This window comes from Pseudomonas sp. EA_65y_Pfl1_P113, from assembly GCF_963970525.1.
GTDB classification, from domain to species: domain Bacteria; phylum Pseudomonadota; class Gammaproteobacteria; order Pseudomonadales; family Pseudomonadaceae; genus Aquipseudomonas; species Aquipseudomonas tritici.
The window spans coordinates 1-846 of record NZ_CAXAQM010000128.1 but is presented as its reverse complement, the minus strand read 5'-3'; the positions used below and the strand labels follow the sequence as shown (position 1 = coordinate 846).

The window sequence follows — 846 nt, the reverse complement described above, 5'->3', positions numbered from 1 at the left end:
CCATCGTAGCTACCACGTCCCGACCGATAGCTGCCAGATCGAGGGGTACATGCCCAACATTCGCGAGGGCGTCCGCTTGTGCCAGGTCGAGCATTTGCTCGACCAGCCGGGTCATGTGTCGCGTGTCCGTCTGCAAATCGTCACGCACCTTTCCCGCTGGCAGTTGGTCGAGCGACAATTGCATGATTGCCAGTGGCGTCCGCAGCTCATGCGCAGCATTCGCGGTGAAACTGCGCAAGATCGCCATCGATCGGTCAAGCCGCGTCAGCGCGCGGTTCACCGCACGAACCAAGGTATTGACCTCGCGCGGCGCCGCGGGCTCGGATAAGCGGGTCAGGATATTTTCAGGATCTAGCGCATCGACCTCGCTCTCTGCACGCCGCAACGGATGGATCACTCTGCGCACAGCAAAAACATTAAACAGGAGAAGCAGCAGCGAGAGCGGGATCAGGGGCAGAATTACATGTTGCACGATCTCGTTGATGATCACCGGCACATAAGGCCGTATGCCATCTCCTTCGAACTGCATCGCCAGCCAACGGCGCTCGTCGCCTCGGTCGATGGCGCGAACACCGGAGATTCGGTATCCGCCAGGAATCTGCTCGCGTCGTGTCCAATCGACCAGCGTGGACGATCCGTCAGGCGGCGTGACATTTCTGATCGGCTGAAGTTCGGGTGTGCCGGCATCGACATAATGCGCCGACCATCGCTCAGCGCCAGGCGGTCCTGCTAGGAGTTCCGGAGACAGCGCGTTGCCGGTTCGAGCTTTGGCCGCTTCCAAAGTCAGTAATTCTTCGGCGAGCGATTCCGGCTGCCGGCTGTAGGTTACGACCACAATGCCGACAT

General features: G+C 60.0%; 1 protein-coding gene. It reads right to left on the bottom strand.

What is annotated here, in order from left to right:
• On the bottom strand, positions 1 to 846 hold an 846-nt coding region (locus AACY52_RS28640; protein ID WP_339561116.1), incomplete at both ends, for a HAMP domain-containing sensor histidine kinase.